The sequence below is a fragment of the Mesorhizobium sp. M0500 genome (assembly GCF_040321165.1).
GTDB lineage: Bacteria > Pseudomonadota > Alphaproteobacteria > Rhizobiales > Rhizobiaceae > Mesorhizobium.
Genome location: NZ_JAMYRB010000002.1, coordinates 46188 through 62836 on the forward strand (window position 1 = coordinate 46188; position 16649 = coordinate 62836).

Sequence of the window (16649 nt, forward strand, 5' to 3'; positions counted from 1 at the left end):
TCCGGCGGCCGGGAACGAGAGGTGATCCATGGGATCGTTGCAAAATCAGAATGTCGTCGTCGTCGGAGGCAGCCGTGGTGTCGGCCGCTCGATCGCGGAGGCCGCTCTCAAGGAGAAAGCGGCGGTGCTGGCCGTTGCCCGCGGAAAACAGGCCCTGGCGCAATTTGCCTGGGAGGTCTCGGGCGTGAAGACGCTCGCGGTCGATGCTACGGTGGACTCCGCCCCGGATAAGGTCTTCGCCGCGCTTGAGCCGGACGTGCTGGTGATCTGTGCAGGCGCGCTGGCGCCTTCTGCGCCGGTGCATGAACAGAACTGGAAGGCGTTCTCGGCAAATTGGGACACGGACGTCAAGGCGTCGTTCCTGTTTTGCCGGGCCGCTCTGCGGCGTCCGCTCAAGCCGGGGACCCGGATCGTTCTGATCTCCAGCGGCGCGGCCTTGACCGGCGGACCACCGAACGCCGGCGGCTATGCCGGCGCAAAACGCATGCAGATGTTCCTGGCCGGTCATAGCCAGAAGGAGGCCGACCGGCTTGGCCTCGGCCTGCGCTTCATGGCGCTCGCGCCGATGCGCATCATGCCGGAAACCGGCGTGGGCAAGGCCGGCGTCGACAGCATAGCGGCCTATATGGGCATCCAGCCGGCGGACTTCATCGCCGCCATGACCGACATGCAAACGCCGGCCGATGTCGGACGGGCGGTGGTCGCACTCGCCACCGGCCAGCCGCAAGGCAGTTCCTTCATGGTGAGCGGTAGCGGGCTTGCCCCGGCCGCCTGAGGGGCGCGTAATGCAACGCTCGCTCGTAACCGCACAAGCCACATGACAGACGCTCAACCACCTCTGGAACCAGCACGCCAGCCGATCCTCGATCGGCTGGCCTTCGAGAAGGTCACGGCCGCCCATCGCCGCGAGCTCAAGCTGCATTGTTATCGCATGATGGGTTCGCTGCACGAGGCCGACGACCTCGTCCAGGACACGTTGCTTCGCGCCTGGCGCGCAAGATCGGAGTTCGACGGGCGAGGTTCGGTTCGCGGTTGGCTCTACATGATCGCGACCAACGCTTGCCTCAACGCCATCAAGGCGAGGTCGAGGGCGCGTCGCATTCTCCGGGAACCCGGACGGCAGCCCTCGCACGGGGCGGCCATAGGCGGGCCCGTAGCCGACATCGCCTGGCTGGAGCCCTACCCCGACGCCGAGCTTCCAGACATTGCCGGCAGCGAGCCAGGTCCGGAAGCCCGTTACGAGAGCCGCGAGGCCGTCCAGCTCGCCTTCGTCGCGGCGATCCAGGATCTGCCGCCCAGGCAGCGCGCCGCGCTGCTGCTTGCCGACGTCCTCGGATGGTCGGCTGTCGAGACGGCGCGTTTGCTGGGCGGATCGACGGCTTCGATCAACAGCGCGTTGCAGCGGGCCCGCGTAACGCTGGCGGCGCGCTATCCTCAGGGACGGCCGGCCAGCCGATCACGGCCCAGCCGCGAAGAAGGCCTGCTGCTCGAACGCTACATGCAGGCCTGGCAGGCCGCCAATCTCGACAGCTTGATCGAGCTGCTGCGTGAGGACGCCATCTACACCATGCCGCCTTGGCGTGAATGGTATCAAGGCCGCGAAGCGATCCGCGGTTTCTTCGAGACCGTCTGGCCGAGGTTTGGCGGCTTTCGCACGCTGGCCACCCGGGCCAATGCCCAGCCGGCGGTCGGGGTTTATTCCCGCAGCCACGATGGCCCTGAATGGCGGGCCCATTCCCTGCATGTGTTCGACGCAGCCGAGGGCGGGATCGCTTCCTTGACGATCTTCATAGGGCCGCTCGGGCCATCTCTGTTCCCGGCCTTCGGCCTGCCACCAGCCTAGCTTACCCCTGGGCCAGCCTTATCGGTCAAGTTCCGGGAAATATGGGTCCGAGAAAAACCTTCGGTCGCGCTCGCCTTGCAGGCAGTCGATCGGTGCGTCGATGCGGATCGTCCTCGGATCCACCTTGGGATACTCGATGCCGCTGACCTCGAGGATCAGTTTGCGGCGAGTGGCGGTGGCGAATTCGGAAGCAGCATAGATCGGCAGCACGAACGAGCCCGGCCCGCCGGTAACGCATTCGGCATAATACCGGTCGAGATGGCTGAAGGTGGGTGACGGGCTGATCAGGATCGGCAGCCCGTTGATGACGATGCCCTTCGCCAGCGCCGCATCGCGTGCCGTTGTGACCGGCAAGCCGGTGTTGTTTGGGCCGTCCCCCGAGACGTCGATGACGCGGCGTTTGCCGGTGAAGGCCGTGCCGTTGAAAAGCTCGGCGCCGAAAGCCACAGCACCGGAAATCGAGGTGCCGCGAAAGCTCCTGAACGGGCGGGCCGCGATCTTGTCGGCGAAAGCGTTGGCGCTCTCCTTGCTGTCGACGACCTGCCAGGCAATGACCGCATCGTCGCGGATGGTGCCGGCCCATTCGAAATAGGCGATGGCGATGCGGCCGAAGGTGCCGGCACGCACGGCGTTGATGAAGTCGGGGTGGCGCAGCGCCGCGACATAGCCGGCGCGCTGCAGGGCAAACTCCCTTTCATCCATTGACTGCGAGATGTCGACGGCCAGCACCAGCTCGACATCGACGGCAATTGCATTGGCCGGTGCGGCCGCAGGTGCCGCCGGGGTGCAGGCAAGGCAGGCGAGCAGGGCGAGAGCGTCAAGCATGGCTGATCGGAACGTTCCCATCTGAAACGATCGCGACAGTTTTTCGCCGCGATCGCGGCGAAATAAAGCTTGCCTTCTATTTCTTTCGGCCAGCCGAAACGATAACCGGCGGCGGTTCGATGGCACCTGCCCTGATACGGGCCGGCTTGAGTGGCGGTTGGCCGGCATCCTTGACGATGGTCAACGCCCGCCGGAAGAAGCGGGCATTGTGCTGGCCGCGGCCGATATTGAGGATCGCGGCGTCGGGAAGGCGCTTCTCCAGCATCGACAGCACTTGCCTCAGCGTTGGGCCGTCGAACGCGTCCAGCGCCTCGTCGATGATCACCCATTTCGGCCGTCGCAAGGCCAGCCTGGCAAAGGCCAGCAGACGCTGCTCGTCGTCGCTGAGCTCACGCTCCCAGCGCGCCGAGCGATCGAGCGAGGACGACAGGCGTTGCAGCCCGACATCGGCCAGCACCTCCGAGATCTCGGCATCGCTCGCCTCCGCCGCGCCGTCTGAATGGTTGAGCACCTCGCGCAGCTTGCCGAGCGGAAAATAGGGGGTACGCGGAACAAAGATCGGCGCTTCTCCGGCCGGCATGCCGATCCGTCCGCTGCCCCATGGCCACAGACCGGCAATGGCCCGGAAGAACAGCGTCTTGCCGGCGCCCGGATCTCCGGTGATCATGACCCGGTCGCCGGCGCGGATTTCGACATGCGGCTCGGCAAGCTTGGTGCATCCCTCCGGCGAGGCGATCTCGAGTTTCTCGAATGTCAGGCTGCCGTCCGGGTTTTCGCCGAACGAAATGCGCCGTTCCGTATCGTGCAGCGCGTCGGTGTCGCCAAGCGCGATGCGGAAGTCGGCGACCCGCATCAGCGTAGCGCGCCAATCGGCGATGCCGCCGATATTGTTGATGAACCAGCGCAGCGACGAATGGACCTGGTTGAAAGCGCCGACTGCCATCATCAAGCCGCCAAAGCTGATATCGCCGGCGAAATAGACCGGTGAGGCGACCAGGATCGGCGCGACGACAGTGATCCAGCCATAGGTGTCGGTAACCCAGGAAAGATTGATCTGGGCGCTGTAGATGCGCCGCATGGCGCCCAGCACCGTGCCGAGATCGAATTCGAGCCGGCGCCTGGCATCGGCCTCGCCATGCGCCAGCGCGATGGCATCGACATTCTCGTTGACGCGAACCACCGAGGAGCGCAGCTCCGCTTCACGCGTATAGCGATCGTTGTTGAAGCGGATCAACGGCCGCCCAACCAGCCAGCTCAACCAGGAGGCGGTGCCAGCATAAAGGATCGCCGCCCAGACCATGTAGCCGGGTATGGCCAGCGAATGGCCGCCTATGTGGAAGACGAAGCCGGAAGACAGCGACCACAGGACGCCAACGAACGAGGCAAGCAGGATGCAGGACTGCAGCAGGCCGATGCCAAGACCGGTGGAAAGATCGGAGAGATGCCCGGCATCCTGCTGCAGGCGCTGGTCGGGATTGACGCCGATGGCGCCGGCATGGGTCAGCCGGAAGGCACGCGCCGGCCGCATCCATTCGTCGATCAGGTCGAGCGTCAGCGCCTCGCGCAGCTTCAGGCGGAGCATCTGGTCGAGCCAGGTCTGGCCGACATTGAGCACCACAAGCCCGCCGGCGATGCCGGCAAAGACCAGAAGCTGATGCAGGAAAGCCGGCATGTCGCGCCGCGCCAGCGCGTCGTAGAAAGGCTGGTTCCAGCGATTGAGCAGAACCTGCCCGATCGAGCTCGCCACGATGACGGCGACGATGCCGATCGCTGCCCAAAGCAATTGTTTTCGCACCGGCGAGGTGGTCAGCGCTATCTTGATTGTTGCCAGCTGCTCACGCAGGCTGCTGGCTTCGATCGACGTGGCAAGCTTCTGGGCGCTGGCCTCGACATCCGGACGATCATCCATCGGTTAAATCCTTGCATTCGGAGCAATGCCAAACCGGTCATAGGGATCGGCCGCACGGCCTTCAATCGGACAGCAAACCTGATATCGTCAGATTGGCGTGAAAAAGCACGTCTCGGATCACGAACGCGTCATTCTGGCGGTGCCGGGTGTTCGGCCCGCGACAGCCGGCCAAGCGTCGGCGCGCCATGCGGCGAGAGAACCGGCACGAAGACGCGGCGGGACGCGCGCTGGGCGACCGGCACGCCTTGATAGAGCCGCTTCTGCGCCTCGACGACGATGACGCCGGAGAAGATCGGCCAGAAGCGCCGGCCGGCGCGTTCCAGCACATTATGGAACTGCATCATGAAACGTCGCGGCGACGGCGGGAAGAACAGCGCATCGGACCACGCCGCCGGTGTGAAATTCGCTTCGCGCAGCAATTCGGTCAGCTGGCCGCGCGAGAACGGCCGGCCATTGCCGAAAGGCGTATGCTCGAAGCGTGCCCAGACGCCGCGCCGGTTGGGCACGACGATGACGACACGGCCGGCCGGCGACAGCACCCGCCAGATCTCGTTCAGCGTCTCGCGTGGGTTCTCGACATGTTCGAGCGAATGGACGAGCAGCATGCGGTCGATGCAGGAATCGACCAGCGGCAGTTCCTCATCGAAGACCAGGGCGGTCGCCGTCGGCCCCGTCGCCGGCCAGACCACTGCGCCCTGTGTCGCCGGCATGAAGGCAAAGACGCGCTCGGCATCGCTGCCGAAGCGCTCCAGCCACGGCAAGGTGTAGCCGAGGCCGACCAGCCGCTCGTTGGGCACGACGGCCCATATCGAGGACAGCGCCATGGTGATCGAGCGTTCGGCCAGGCGGCCGAGCGTGGTCGAATAAAACGAACGGAGATCGACAATGTCTGAATGCATGCGCGGAACGGTAGCTTCGAAGCAGTCCAAGTTCAACAAAGGCAGATGACATCGGCTGGCAGGCGCCCTATGTCTGCGGCAATAAAGGGAGAGATGCGATGCCGGTCGAGATCGAACAATTCATGTGCCGCAGCGACAATTTCGGCGTGCTGGTGCATGACCCGAAAAGCGGTCAGACGGCGCTCATCGATGCGCCCGAGGAGGCGCCGATCCTGGCAGCGATCAAGCGCACCGGCTGGACGCCAACGATGATCCTGACCACCCACCACCATCTCGACCATGTCGAGGCCAATCTGGCGCTGAAGGAGCGCTTCAAGCTGCGCATTGTCGGGCCGGAAGCCGAAAAGGCAAAGATTCCCGGCATCGACGAAACCGTCGAGCAAGGCTCGGTCGTCCACCTCGGCGATGAGCGGATCGAGGTCATCGCCACACCCGGCCATACCGCCGGCCATGTCACCTATCATCTGCCGGCGTCGAAAGTGGCTTTCGCCGCCGACACGCTGTTTGCGCTCGGCTGTGGGCGGCTGCTCGAATGCAAGCCGCCGGTGATGTACGAATCCCTGAAGAAGCTCGCGGCGCTGCCGGCCGAGACGGTCGTCTATTGCGGCCATGAGTATACGCTGGCCAATGCCCGTTTCGCGCTCACCGTCGACCCGACCAATTCGGCGCTGAAAGAGCGCGCCGCGAAAGTCGAGGCGCTGCGCGCCGACGGCAAACCGACGCTGCCGACGACCATCGGCGAGGAACTGTCGACCAATCCGTTCCTGCGCTGGCACGATCCGGCGATCCGCAGGCATCTCGGCCTCGAGAACGCCTCCGACGCCGAAGTGTTCGCCGAGATCCGCAAGCGCAAGGACAATTTCTGAGCGGCACCAGGAGCTAGGGCATGACCAGTTCCGCCGAAATCATCGCCCTGCTCGGCCTGAAGCCGCATCCGGAAGGCGGCTGGTATGCCGAGACCTTTCGCGACGGCGCGGCAGGCACGCGCGGCCATTCGACGGCGATCTATTTCCTCCTCGAGAAGGACCAATTGTCGGCCTGGCATCGGGTCAAGGACGCGGCCGAGGTCTGGCATTTCTATGACGGTGCGTCGCTGGCGCTGTCGATACATCGAGAAGGCGGTCCCGTCATCGAGGAGATCCTCGGTACGGCGCTTGCCGCGGGCGAGCGGCCGCAGATCGTCGTGCCGGCAGGCTGGTGGCAGTCGGCGCGCAGCCTCGGCGAATGGACGCTGGTCGGCTGCACCGTGGCGCCGGGCTTCGATTTCGCCGCCTTCGAACTGGCCGAACCAGGCTGGCTGCCGGGAACGCCCTAGGCACCTAGCCCAGCAGCAAACCCAGCGTGATCGCCAGTTGGCCGGCATAATACAGCGTCCAGACTGCGTGGCGCATCCAGGCGCGGTGCGGCGAGATGGCGGGCAGCAGGAACTTTTCCGCGGCGAGCAGCCCGTCGGACAGCATGAGCAGGACGACGCCGCCGACGACCCAGACGCTGTTCAGGGTGAGCGCCGCAATGCCCATGCCAAGCAGCGCCGCGGCATGGATGCCAATCGGCAAACGCAAGGCCGGGCCGATGCGGCGCCGGAGCGCGAAAACCATCGCCACCGCCAACACGGCCATCGCCAGGGCAATAATTCCTCGCCACGGTTCGGCCGAGAGCAGCCCGAGGCCGCTGCCGGCGCGCAGGAACAGCACGACGTAAAGTACGTGCGCGGCAAGAAAACTGGCCGTGCCGCCAAGAAATGCCTTCTCGCCGTCGCGCGACAGGAAGGCGTCGCCGACGGCACTGACGCCCAGCGCGGCGACGAGCAGCCATGGGCCGCCCTGCTGCGCGACCAGCACCGCCAGCATCGCCACCGCCAATGTCCTTGCCGCCGACCGCGAAAGGCGCGGCGGCATGCCGAGGCTGAACGCGTAAATCACCGCCGCCGCCAGCGAAAACAGCAGCGTCGCATTGGCATTGGCATCGATGCCGCCGGGAAACGGCATCATGCGTTTGCCTCGCTCGCGGCCCTCTTGCGCAGGAACAGCGATTTCGCCGCCAGTGCCGCGCCGCCGGTGATCAGCACGCAGGCGGCGAGGATGCGCCATGACGGCTCGGCGAAGCCGGCGGCGATCAGCACCAGGGTGGACAGCAGCGGCGCGGCATAGCTCGCCGCCCCCAGCACCTGGATGTTGCCGCGCTTGACGCCGATGTCCCAGGCATAGAACGCCGCCCCCACCGGCATCAGACCGAGGCCGAGCACGGCCAGCCACTGGCCGGCGCCGGCGGGCAGCACCGTCTCTTCCAGCAACAGATGGCAGACGAGCGAAAGGGCCGCGGTGGCGGCGCAGAACCAGGTGACGATGCTGGTCGGCACCGACGGGAAGCGCCGCGACAACAGCGAATAGGACGACCACAGCACCGCGCAGACGCCCGCCATGGCATAGCCGAAGGCATAACGCGCGTCGAAGGCAAGCCCGCCGCCCTTGGTGACGATCAGGACCGTGCCGGCAAGGCCGAGCAGCGCGCCGGCGACGTGGTTCCAGGCCAGCCGCTCGCCAGGCATCAGCGCCGACCCCAGCACGATCAGCAGCGGCCACAGATAGGCGATCAGGCTGGCCTCGACGGCCGGCGCATTGCGCAGCGCGGTGAAGTAGAAGAAGTGGTAGCCGAACAGGCCGGCAATGCCGATCACCCAGACCTGGCGCGGTATCTTCGCGGCGCCATCGGCTGCCGGCATGAACAGCCGGGCAACCAGCCCGACGCAAGTGCCGATCGTGAAGGTGATTGCCGAAAGCAGGAACGGCGGCACGGCGCCCGAAGCATCCGTAAGCAGCGCCAGCAGCGCCCACATGGCGACCGCGGAGAAGCCGATCAGTGTTGCGCGCGCCATATCCGTCGCCCCCGTGCCCCGTTGGCGGCGCACCATCACGCCTATTCGTTCGCTTCGAACCGCTCCGCGCTGATCGTCAACGGGCCGATTTGCGTGCTGACCGTGGCGCGGATCGGCGCATATACGCCGCTTTGGCCGACCGGTGCAAACGTCACCATGATGCGGCTGCGTTTCTTCAGGTAGTTCAGCGCCTTGCGGTTCTTGCGGTAGCCGGCCACCGGCTCGAAGCCCAGCCTGCAGGTGACCGTATCGCCCTCGTAGCCGGTCACCGAGATCGACCCTTTGGACTCGTAGGTCAGTTTGAGATCGGCACGCATTTCGCCGTCATAGAGCTTCACCGTGCGCCCGCAGACCTGGTCGAGGCTGTCGGCATGGATGACGGTCGCGGCCATCGGATCGAGGACCGATACGAGATGGCTGCCGACCAGCGGTATCCAATTCTCGGGATTGCGCTTCTTCGGCTCAGGCACGACCTTGGTCGAGGTGACGACGCCGTTGGCAAACTGGATGTCGATCATCGATGCCTTCTTGCCGGACGTGTAGTCGGCGTGGAACGCTTGCGGCTGCAACTGCTTGCCCGAAATCTTGCCCTTCGACGAGATCGTGCCTCGCGTATCGTCGAACAAAGTGGCGAGCCCGGCGGCGGAAACGCTGCCCTCGATCGAATAGGTGTCACCCTCGTAATGGCTGGAGAATTTCGCCTTGGCCACGGAGAGGCCGAGGAACGACACCGAATATTCGCCCGTGAAGGATTGCGGCTCAGCGGCCGAAACCGTCGTCGAAAGCGCGACGGCCATCAGCACGACCAGGGCATGGAGGAAAGAACGAGGCATGGCGGGTCCTTGATTGTCGACCGGACGGGCGGCTCCGGTCTGGCATGTCCCTGTGCGACCGCTTATAGGCTGAATTCCGGCCTTAATGTGAAAGGCGCCGTCGGCAGGCAACGTTGGGGCTGGTCGACGGCCAAAATAAAAAACCCGCCTCGGCGGGCGGGTCGTTGGAGCCAATTGGCACCATACCAAAATTAGTAGCATAGCTGCCGGCACAAAGCAAGAACAAAATGTGGCCACCTGGAAAATCGCGACAGGTTTGCGCAGCCCCTCATCGCCCTGCCGGGCACTTCTCCCCGTATAGGGACGGGGAGAAGGTCGCCTTGCAAAGGGTTTCGCCAATTTGCGGAGTTGCAGAAAGCGCCGAGCCTGCGGCCCAGCCCCTTCTCCCCGTCACTATACGGGGAGAAGGTGCCGGCAGGCGGATGAGGGGCAGCGCCGGCATCGGTCATCTTTTGATTGATTCCCTTGGAACTAACCAACCCCAAGCTTGACGCCTCGGCGAAATGCAACTATGGAACGCCAACTTTTTCCATAAGGCCGCCTGACCGAAACCGCGCGCCACCCGGCGCGGGTCGAATGTTTGGCCAGGACCGAGAACCGAAGGTTAGAACCATGTCCCGCACCTGCGAACTCACTGCCAAGGCAGTCATGTCCGGCAACAATGTGAGCCACGCCAACAACAAGACCAAGCGTCGCTTCCTGCCCAATCTCGTCAATGTGACGCTGATCTCGGAAGCGCTGAACCAGAATGTGCGCCTGCGCATTTCGGCCAACGCGCTGCGTTCGGTCGAGCATCGCGGCGGCCTCGATGCCTTCCTGGCCAAGGCCGATGCCAAGGAATTGTCGCAGCGCGCCCGCCTGTTGAAGAAGCAGATCGCCAAGAAGCTCGCCGAACAGCCGGCCGCCTGAGTTTTTCGGCGGCAGCCGCCTTCCAGGGCGTGATCCGGTTCCGGATCGCGTTCCGCTGGTTCCATTACCCAGGATAAAAAAATGACTTTCCTCTCGCGGTACCTGCCCTTCGTGGCGGCCATGGCGCTCGTCGTCGTGGCCTCGAACATCCTTGTGCAGTTCCCGATGCAGGGTTCAATCGGCGGGTTGTCGCTGGCTGACATCCTGACCTGGGGCGCCTTCACCTATCCGTTCTCCTTCCTGGTCACCGATCTCGCCAACCGCCGCTACGGCCCGGCGGTGGCGCGCAGGATCGTCTTTGTCGGCTTCATGACAGCGGTGGTCTGCTCGATCGTCATCCCACCGCTGCTGTTTCGCCACGGCCTGATCGAATTCGAGACCGCCGCCGACCGGCTGGTGCGCATTGCCGCGGCGTCGGGTGCCGCCTTCCTCACCGCTCAGTTGCTCGACGTCACCGTGTTCAACCGGCTGCGCCGGCAGAGCTGGTGGCGCGCGCCGATCGTCGGCACGCTGGTCGGCTCCGTTTTCGATACGGTGGTGTTTTTCACCGTCGCCTTCGCGGCGGCTTTCGCCTTCGCCGGGCCGAACGACGGCTTTGCGCTGGAAACCGCACCGCTGATGGGCGTGCTGCCGGTCGAGACGATGCGCTGGGTCTCCTGGGCGCTCGGCGATCTCAGCGTCAAGCTGGTCATAGCGGTGGTGGCGCTGATCCCCTACCGGCTGCTTGCCGCCCGCTGGAGCCAGCCGGCACTGGCGGCATAGAGCATGATCCCGAAAAGTGGGAACCGGTTTTCGGACAAGATCATGCTCAAAGACTATCGAGCATGATCCCCTGGCTTCAACTGGACTCGGCAAAAACGCCTGACGGCGGACAGGAACTCCGCCTGAAGCGGCGCGGCAGCGAATTCTCGATCATGCTTGGCGCGAACGAGCTTATGAATAGCCGGCTCAGCGGTTCCGAAGAGGCGCTGGCGAAACTGTCCTGTCAAAGGATTGCCGGCCGCCGGACCCCAAACATCCTGATCGGCGGCCTCGGCATGGGCTTTACCTTGCGCGCAGCGCTGGCCGAGCTCGGCGACGATGCGCAGGTCACCGTTGCCGAATTGGTGCCGGCGGTCGTGGCGTGGGCGCGCGGCCCGATGGCCGAAGTTTTCGACGGTTGCCTTGACGACCGGCGTGTCGGCATTCGCGAGGCCGATGTCGGGCAGCTCATTCGATCGCAAGCTTCGGCCTGGGACGCGATCCTGCTCGATGTCGACAACGGCCCCGAGGGCATCGTCTACAAGGCCAACGATGCGCTCTACGACGCAGCCGGCCTCAGCGCCGCACGCGCTGCGCTCAAACCCGGCGGTGTGCTGGCGGTCTGGTCGCAAGGCCCTGACGCAGCTTTCACCCGGCGGCTCAGGCAGGCCGGCTTCACGGTCGAGGAGGTCAAGGTGCGGGCTCACGGCAAGCGCGGCGCCCGTCACATCGTCTGGCTCGCGAGCAAAGGGCAATAGGCCACCTCGCAATCCGGGCGGGCCTTGTGGACGCCGCCCGGTACGCCCACGAACCTCTACTTCGCCTTCTGAAGCTCGGCGGCGAGCGCCTGCAGCAGCCCGCGTGTGCCCTCCTCGCGCCCTTGCGCTGAATCGACGCCATCGAAGAACGCACCCTGTTCGGTATAGGTCAGGCGGGTGCCCTCGCCGGAAGGTGCAAGCTCGACCGTGGTGAGCGACGCCGACAGCGGCTGCGCCCCGACCGCCATCCGGTATGAAAATACGATGCGCCGGTCAGGGACGATGTCCTGGAACTGCGCATCGAGCCTGATCTCCGGGCCGCCCTGGTAGCTGAACCGCGAAACCTCGCCGCCGCCGACACGGAAATCGAAGGTGAATTCGGCGATGGTGAAGCCGTCGCCTTCGACGCGCCAGCGCCGCACCGTCGCCTTGTCGGCAAAGGCGAAGAAGACGCGCTCGGGCGATTGCGGATAGGTCCGCTCGATCGTGAAGGTCGAATGGATGACGGAGTGCTCGTCGTTAACAGGGGCAATCTGGTTCATTTCTTTTCGTCCTTTTCCTGCTCGTGGATTGTTGCTTTCGATTGGTCAGTCTCCGCCAGGATCTGGCCGAGACGGTCGAGCTGGCGTTCGGCCGGCGTACGGCGCGCGGCGATCCAGTCGGCAAGCGGGGCTAGCCCGCCGGGCTCGATCCGGCAGGTGCGCACGCGCCCGATCTTTTCGCTGCGGATCAGCCCGCACGCTTCAAGCACCTGGAGGTGCTGGAGCACGGCGGCGAAGGTCATGCCGAACGGCTCCGCCAACTGGCTGACGGTGGCCGGCCCGCGGCTCAGCCTTTCCAGGATTGCCCGGCGCGTCGGCTCGGCAAGAGCCCGCAGGATGCTGTCGATCTCGGAATACTTAAGCATGGACTTGAGTATTTCGCCGATGACACAAATTGTCAAGTCACGGCTAAAGTATTTTTGCTGATGGTGAGAGCCGGCTGGAAAACCCGCGACGCGGGTCATTGCCAGGGGAAATTGCAAGGGAAATTGCCTGCGTTGCAAAACGGCGCGGAAACGCCAGCGATGCTGTCAGCCAGCAGGCCGGTCGCGCGTCAATCCTCGTGCAGCACAAATTCCAGGTAAAGATTGCGCTGCAGGATCGAGTGGTTGTCGTCGGACATCAGCGACACGATCAGCGCGCCATCGTCGCGGGTCCACACGTCGAGCGCTTCCATGTTGTCGATCTGGTAGCCCATGTCGGCTTCGAGCAGCACCGGCCCGTCGGCGACGGCGCCCTTCTCGACGCTTTCGCCATATATGCGCCGCAGCCGCATCTTGACGCCGCCGGCCATCGAAAAACTGCGCTCCAGAAGCAACAGGTCGCCGTCCGGCAGGAAGGCGCCGTCGGTGATGTCGAAATCGCCATTGCGCTTGATGGTGAAGACGCCCTTGCGCGGCCCTTCGATGATCGCGGCAAAGATGTTGCCGGTCTTGTCGAGGCTCTTTTCCGACACCACGACCAGCCCGCCCGCGTGCTGCCCGTAAGGATGGGCGCGGGTGACGGTCTCGAAGCCGCGATTGCGGCGGAGTTCCCAGGCCGGGATCAGGAAGTCCAATTGCCTGAACGGCGCCTTCATGTCGTCCGGATCGATCTTGAACTCGGCGATACGGTGATCGCGCTCGAAACCGACCGTGGCAATGCCGTCCTTGACCGCGAGGCCTTCGGCATCGACCGCCCATTTCTCGTCGATCGGCTGGCCGGCCGCATCGACCATCTGCTGCATGCGAAAATTCTGGATGCCGGAAGGCCGCTTGTCGGCATCGTGGACGAGGGTGCCGAAGAACCAGAAGCCGGTGTCGGCGACGCCGATGAAATCGCTGCCTGGCTTGAGGAAACGAAGCGCCGACAGCGCGCCGAAATCGCGCGTCGACGAGGTCATTTCGAGCCCGCCGACGAATTCGAGCGGCCCGAACTGTTTTTCGTCATTGCCGATGCGAAACTGGGTTATGGGCCGGGCCGAGATTTCGGCCGGCTCGACCGAGGCCGGCCCGGCAGCGACAGCCGGGGCCAAAGTGATGCCGAACAACGCGATGGCGGCCAAAAGCTTCTGCCAAAAGCCGCCGCGGGAAAAAATCATCCGGCGCGCCGCATGCCGCCGCGCCGCGTGTCGCGCACGGTTTCCTCGGCGAACAGCGAGGCCAGCTGCTCGGTCATGGCGCCGGCCAGTTCTTCGGCATCGACGATGGTGACGGCGCGGCGATAGTAGCGGGTGACGTCGTGGCCGATGCCGATGGCCAAAAGCTCGACCGGCGAGCGCGTCTCGATGAGCTCGATGATGGCGCGCAGATGCCGCTCGAGATAATTGCCCGGATTGACCGACAGCGTCGAATCGTCGACCGGCGCGCCGTCCGAGATCATCATCAGGATCTTGCGCTGCTCCGGCCGCGCGATCAGCCGGTTGTGCGCCCACAGCAGCGCCTCGCCATCGATGTTTTCCTTGAGCAGGCCCTCGCGCATCATCAGGCCGAGGTTGCGGCGCGCCCGCCGCCACGGATGGTCGGCGGATTTGTAGATGATGTGGCGCAGATCGTTGAGCCGGCCGGGGTTCGGCGGCTTGCCTTCCTTCAGCCATTTCTCGCGCGCCTGCCCGCCCTTCCAGGCGCGGGTGGTGAAGCCGAGGATTTCGACCGAGACGCCGCAGCGTTCCAGCGTGCGCGCCAGGATGTCGGCGCAGGTGGCGGCGACTGTGATCGGCCGGCCGCGCATCGAACCCGAATTGTCGAGCACCAGCGACACCACCGTGTCGCGGAATTTGGTATCGCGCTCCTGCTTGAAGGACAAAGGCTGCATCGGGTCGATGACGACGCGCACCAGCCGTGCCGGATCGAGATAGCCTTCTTCGAGGTCGAAATCCCAGGAGCGGTTCTGCTGCGCCATCAGGCGGCGCTGCAGCCGGTTGGCCAGCCGCCCGACGACGCCGGAAAGGTTGGCGAGCTGCTTGTCGAGGAAGGCGCGCAGCCGGTCGAGCTCCTCCTCCTCGCACAGTTCCTCCGCACCTACGGTCTCGTCGAAGGCCGTGGTGAAGACCCTGTAGTCGATCTCTTTCGGCAGATTGGTGAAGGGATTGTCGTTGCGGCGCGCCTCGCCGGGCGTCTCCGCATCGGCGTCGTCATCGTCGGAGAGATCCTCGGCGGTGGCGTCGGAGGCCTCTGTCTCGGCCGATTGCTCGTCGTCCGACGATGCCTCTGTATCCTCGGACTGCGACTGCTCGGAGCCCGAATCGTCTTCGCCGCCCTCCTCGCTCTGCTCCTCGCCTTGCGGCTGGTTTTCGTCGTTGTCCTCCGAGTCTTCCGTCTCCTGGTCATCGCCGAGCTCCTCGGCCATTTCCATGGAGGCGAGCATCTCGCGCACCACGCGGGCGAACGCCTGCTGGTCGTCGAGCTTTGCCGACAGCCCGTCGAGATCGGCACTGGCCTTTTCCTCGACCCAAGGGCGCCAGAGATCGACCAGCCGTTCGCCGCTCTTCGGCACAGTGCGGCCGGTCAGCTTTTCGCGCACCATCAGCGCCAGCGCCTCCTCGATCGGCGCGTCGGCCTTGTCCTTGACGTCGATGAGGTTGGCCCTGGCGTATTTGTCCTCCAGCATCGAGCCGATATTGTCGGCGACGCCCTGCATGGCGCGGCTGCCGATCGCCTCCACCCGGGCCTGCTCGACCGCGTCATAGATGGCGCGGGCCTGCTTGCCTTCCGGTGCCAGCCTGGTGTGGATGCGCGCATCGTGGCAGGCGCGCTTCAGCGCCATGGAATCGCCGAGCCCGCGGGTGATGGCGATGTCGGCCTTTGATGCCTTCTTCGGCAATTCGGGCAGCCGGGCGCGGCTGCCGGCCAGCGCCGGCCGGTCCTTGGCGAAGCCGACCTCGAGATCCTTGTCGCCGGCAATGGCGCGCATGCAGACGGTGACGGCGCGCTTGAAGCTGTCATTCTCAGCGCCGGTCTTGGATTTGTTTCGCGTGTTGTCGCCCGGACCCGCCATCGAGACTCTGCTTAGCCCAGCACCACATTGGCAGCCGATTCCGGCAGATCTTCGCCGAAGGCGCGCTGATAGAATTCGGCGACCAGCGAGCGTTCCAGCTCGTCGCATTTGTTGAGGAAGGTCAGCCGGAACGCCATGCCGATATTGCCGAAGATTTCGGCATTCTCGGCCCAGGTGATAACCGTGCGCGGGCTCATAACCGTCGACAAATCGCCGTTGATGAAGGCCGAGCGCGTCATGTCGGCGACGCGCACCATCTTGTTGACGATCTCCTTGCCCTTGCCATCGCGGTAGTGCTTGGCCTTGGCCAGCACGATGTTCACTTCATTGTCGTGCGGCAGGTAGTTCAGCGTGGTGACGATCGACCAGCGGTCCATCTGCGCCTGGTTGATCTGCTGGGTGCCGTGGTAGAGGCCGGTGGTGTCGCCCAGCCCAACCGTGTTGGCGGTCGAAAACAGCCGGAAGGCCGGGTGCGGGCGGATGACCCGGCTCTGGTCGAGCAGCGTCAGCCGGCCCGACGATTCCAGCACGCGCTGGATGACGAACATCACGTCCGGACGGCCGGCATCGTACTCGTCGAAGCACAGTGCGACATTGTGCTGGTAGGCCCAGGGCAGGATGCCGTCGCGGAATTCGGTGATCTGCAGCCCGTCCTTGACCACGATGGCGTCCTTGCCGACGAGGTCGATACGGCTGACATGGCTATCGAGATTGACACGCACGCAGGGCCAGTTGAGGCGGGCGGCGACCTGTTCGATATGCGTCGACTTGCCGGTGCCGTGGTAACCGGACACCATGACCCGGCGATTGTAGGCAAAGCCGGCGAGGATCGCCATGGTCGTGTTCTTGTCGAACAGGTAGTCCGGATCGATGTCGGGGACATGCTCGCTCGTCACCGCATAGGCCGGCACCACCATCTTGGAGTCGAAGCCGAATGTCTCCTTCACCGACACCGTGGTGTCGGGCAGGTTGGCGATGTCGCGATCGACCTTGTTCATCTCTATCAACGTCTCCACAAGCGAAACGCCGCGTTTCGCCGGC

General features: G+C 64.8%; 18 protein-coding genes. 7 read left to right on the forward strand and 11 right to left on the reverse strand.

What is annotated here, in order from left to right; all coding sequences use genetic code 11:
* Positions 1 to 28 precede the first annotated feature (28 nt).
* Entirely contained in the window at positions 29 to 775 is a 747-nt protein-coding gene (locus NKI70_RS03950) for an SDR family NAD(P)-dependent oxidoreductase (protein WP_023677907.1), read from the forward strand.
* Positions 776 to 817: 42 nt separating this feature from the next.
* A complete protein-coding gene (locus tag NKI70_RS03955; RefSeq protein WP_023677906.1) occupies positions 818 to 1843 on the forward strand; it encodes an RNA polymerase subunit sigma-70 in 1026 nt (341 codons plus the stop codon).
* Between the two features lie 18 nt (positions 1844 to 1861).
* On the opposite strand, the gene NKI70_RS03960 is transcribed toward NKI70_RS03955, so the two are convergent.
* From NKI70_RS03960 to NKI70_RS03970, 3 genes are all read right to left on the reverse strand, one after another.
* Entirely contained in the window at positions 1862 to 2668 is an 807-nt protein-coding gene (locus tag NKI70_RS03960) for a DUF1194 domain-containing protein (RefSeq protein WP_023677905.1), read from the reverse strand.
* Between the two features lie 76 nt (positions 2669 to 2744).
* Positions 2745 to 4577: an ABC transporter ATP-binding protein/permease gene (locus NKI70_RS03965; protein WP_352593900.1), complete on the reverse strand. Its 1833-nt coding sequence runs from the start codon at positions 4575 to 4577 to the stop codon at positions 2745 to 2747.
* 128 nt (positions 4578 to 4705) lie between these two features.
* The gene (locus NKI70_RS03970) at positions 4706 to 5476 is read right to left on the reverse strand and encodes a class I SAM-dependent methyltransferase (protein ID WP_352724325.1); all 771 of its coding nucleotides are present in this window, start codon (positions 5474 to 5476) and stop codon (positions 4706 to 4708) included.
* Positions 5477 to 5574: 98 nt separating this feature from the next.
* Between NKI70_RS03970 and gloB the strand changes: the two genes are divergently transcribed.
* Together gloB and NKI70_RS03980 are read left to right on the forward strand one after the other, a co-directional pair.
* Positions 5575 to 6342, forward strand: coding sequence for a hydroxyacylglutathione hydrolase (gene gloB / locus NKI70_RS03975; RefSeq protein WP_352570579.1), 768 nt, complete (start codon positions 5575 to 5577; stop codon positions 6340 to 6342).
* Positions 6343 to 6362: 20 nt separating this feature from the next.
* A complete protein-coding gene (locus NKI70_RS03980; protein ID WP_352696788.1) occupies positions 6363 to 6791 on the forward strand; it encodes a cupin domain-containing protein in 429 nt (142 codons plus the stop codon).
* A 4-nt stretch (positions 6792 to 6795) separates the two neighbouring features.
* On the opposite strand, the gene NKI70_RS03985 is transcribed toward NKI70_RS03980, so the two are convergent.
* From NKI70_RS03985 to NKI70_RS03995, 3 genes are read right to left on the reverse strand one after another with little or no spacing between them, the layout of a single operon-like run.
* A complete protein-coding gene (locus NKI70_RS03985; RefSeq protein ID WP_352696790.1) occupies positions 6796 to 7467 on the reverse strand; it encodes a lysoplasmalogenase family protein in 672 nt (223 codons plus the stop codon).
* Positions 7464 to 8351: an aromatic amino acid exporter YddG gene (yddG, locus tag NKI70_RS03990; RefSeq protein ID WP_352577248.1), complete on the reverse strand. Its 888-nt coding sequence runs from the start codon at positions 8349 to 8351 to the stop codon at positions 7464 to 7466. The genes NKI70_RS03985 and yddG overlap by 4 nt, the downstream gene beginning before the upstream one ends.
* A 41-nt stretch (positions 8352 to 8392) precedes the next feature.
* A complete protein-coding gene (locus NKI70_RS03995) occupies positions 8393 to 9184 on the reverse strand; it encodes a DUF3108 domain-containing protein (protein WP_023677897.1) in 792 nt (263 codons plus the stop codon).
* A 612-nt stretch (positions 9185 to 9796) separates the two neighbouring features.
* Here NKI70_RS03995 and rpmB point away from each other — a divergent pair.
* From rpmB to NKI70_RS04010, 3 genes are all read left to right on the forward strand, one after another.
* Entirely contained in the window at positions 9797 to 10093 is a 297-nt protein-coding gene (gene rpmB / locus NKI70_RS04000; protein ID WP_006328411.1) for a 50S ribosomal protein L28, read from the forward strand.
* An 81-nt stretch (positions 10094 to 10174) separates the two neighbouring features.
* Positions 10175 to 10855: a queuosine precursor transporter gene (locus NKI70_RS04005; RefSeq protein ID WP_352574911.1), complete on the forward strand. Its 681-nt coding sequence runs from the start codon at positions 10175 to 10177 to the stop codon at positions 10853 to 10855.
* 62 nt (positions 10856 to 10917) lie between these two features.
* Entirely contained in the window at positions 10918 to 11592 is a 675-nt protein-coding gene (locus tag NKI70_RS04010) for a polyamine aminopropyltransferase (protein WP_352574909.1), read from the forward strand.
* 56 nt (positions 11593 to 11648) lie between these two features.
* On the opposite strand, the gene NKI70_RS04015 is transcribed toward NKI70_RS04010, so the two are convergent.
* The 5 genes from NKI70_RS04015 to cobS form a co-directional block, all read right to left on the reverse strand.
* Complete coding sequence (locus tag NKI70_RS04015) at positions 11649 to 12134, reverse strand: SRPBCC family protein (protein WP_352570584.1); 486 nt, start codon at positions 12132 to 12134, stop codon at positions 11649 to 11651.
* Complete coding sequence (locus NKI70_RS04020; RefSeq protein WP_352570585.1) at positions 12131 to 12499, reverse strand: ArsR/SmtB family transcription factor; 369 nt, start codon at positions 12497 to 12499, stop codon at positions 12131 to 12133. The genes NKI70_RS04015 and NKI70_RS04020 overlap by 4 nt, the downstream gene beginning before the upstream one ends.
* 188 nt (positions 12500 to 12687) lie before the next feature.
* Entirely contained in the window at positions 12688 to 13713 is a 1026-nt protein-coding gene (locus tag NKI70_RS04025) for an esterase-like activity of phytase family protein (RefSeq protein ID WP_352570587.1), read from the reverse strand.
* Positions 13710 to 15608, reverse strand: a complete 1899-nt coding sequence (gene cobT, locus NKI70_RS04030; RefSeq protein WP_023677891.1) for a cobaltochelatase subunit CobT — start codon at positions 15606 to 15608, stop codon at positions 13710 to 13712. Before cobT ends, NKI70_RS04025 begins: the two co-directional genes overlap by 4 nt.
* A gap of 11 nt (positions 15609 to 15619) precedes the next feature.
* The gene (cobS, locus tag NKI70_RS04035; protein ID WP_352451201.1) at positions 15620 to 16606 is read right to left on the reverse strand and encodes a cobaltochelatase subunit CobS; all 987 of its coding nucleotides are present in this window, start codon (positions 16604 to 16606) and stop codon (positions 15620 to 15622) included.
* Positions 16607 to 16649: the final 43 nt, after the last annotated feature.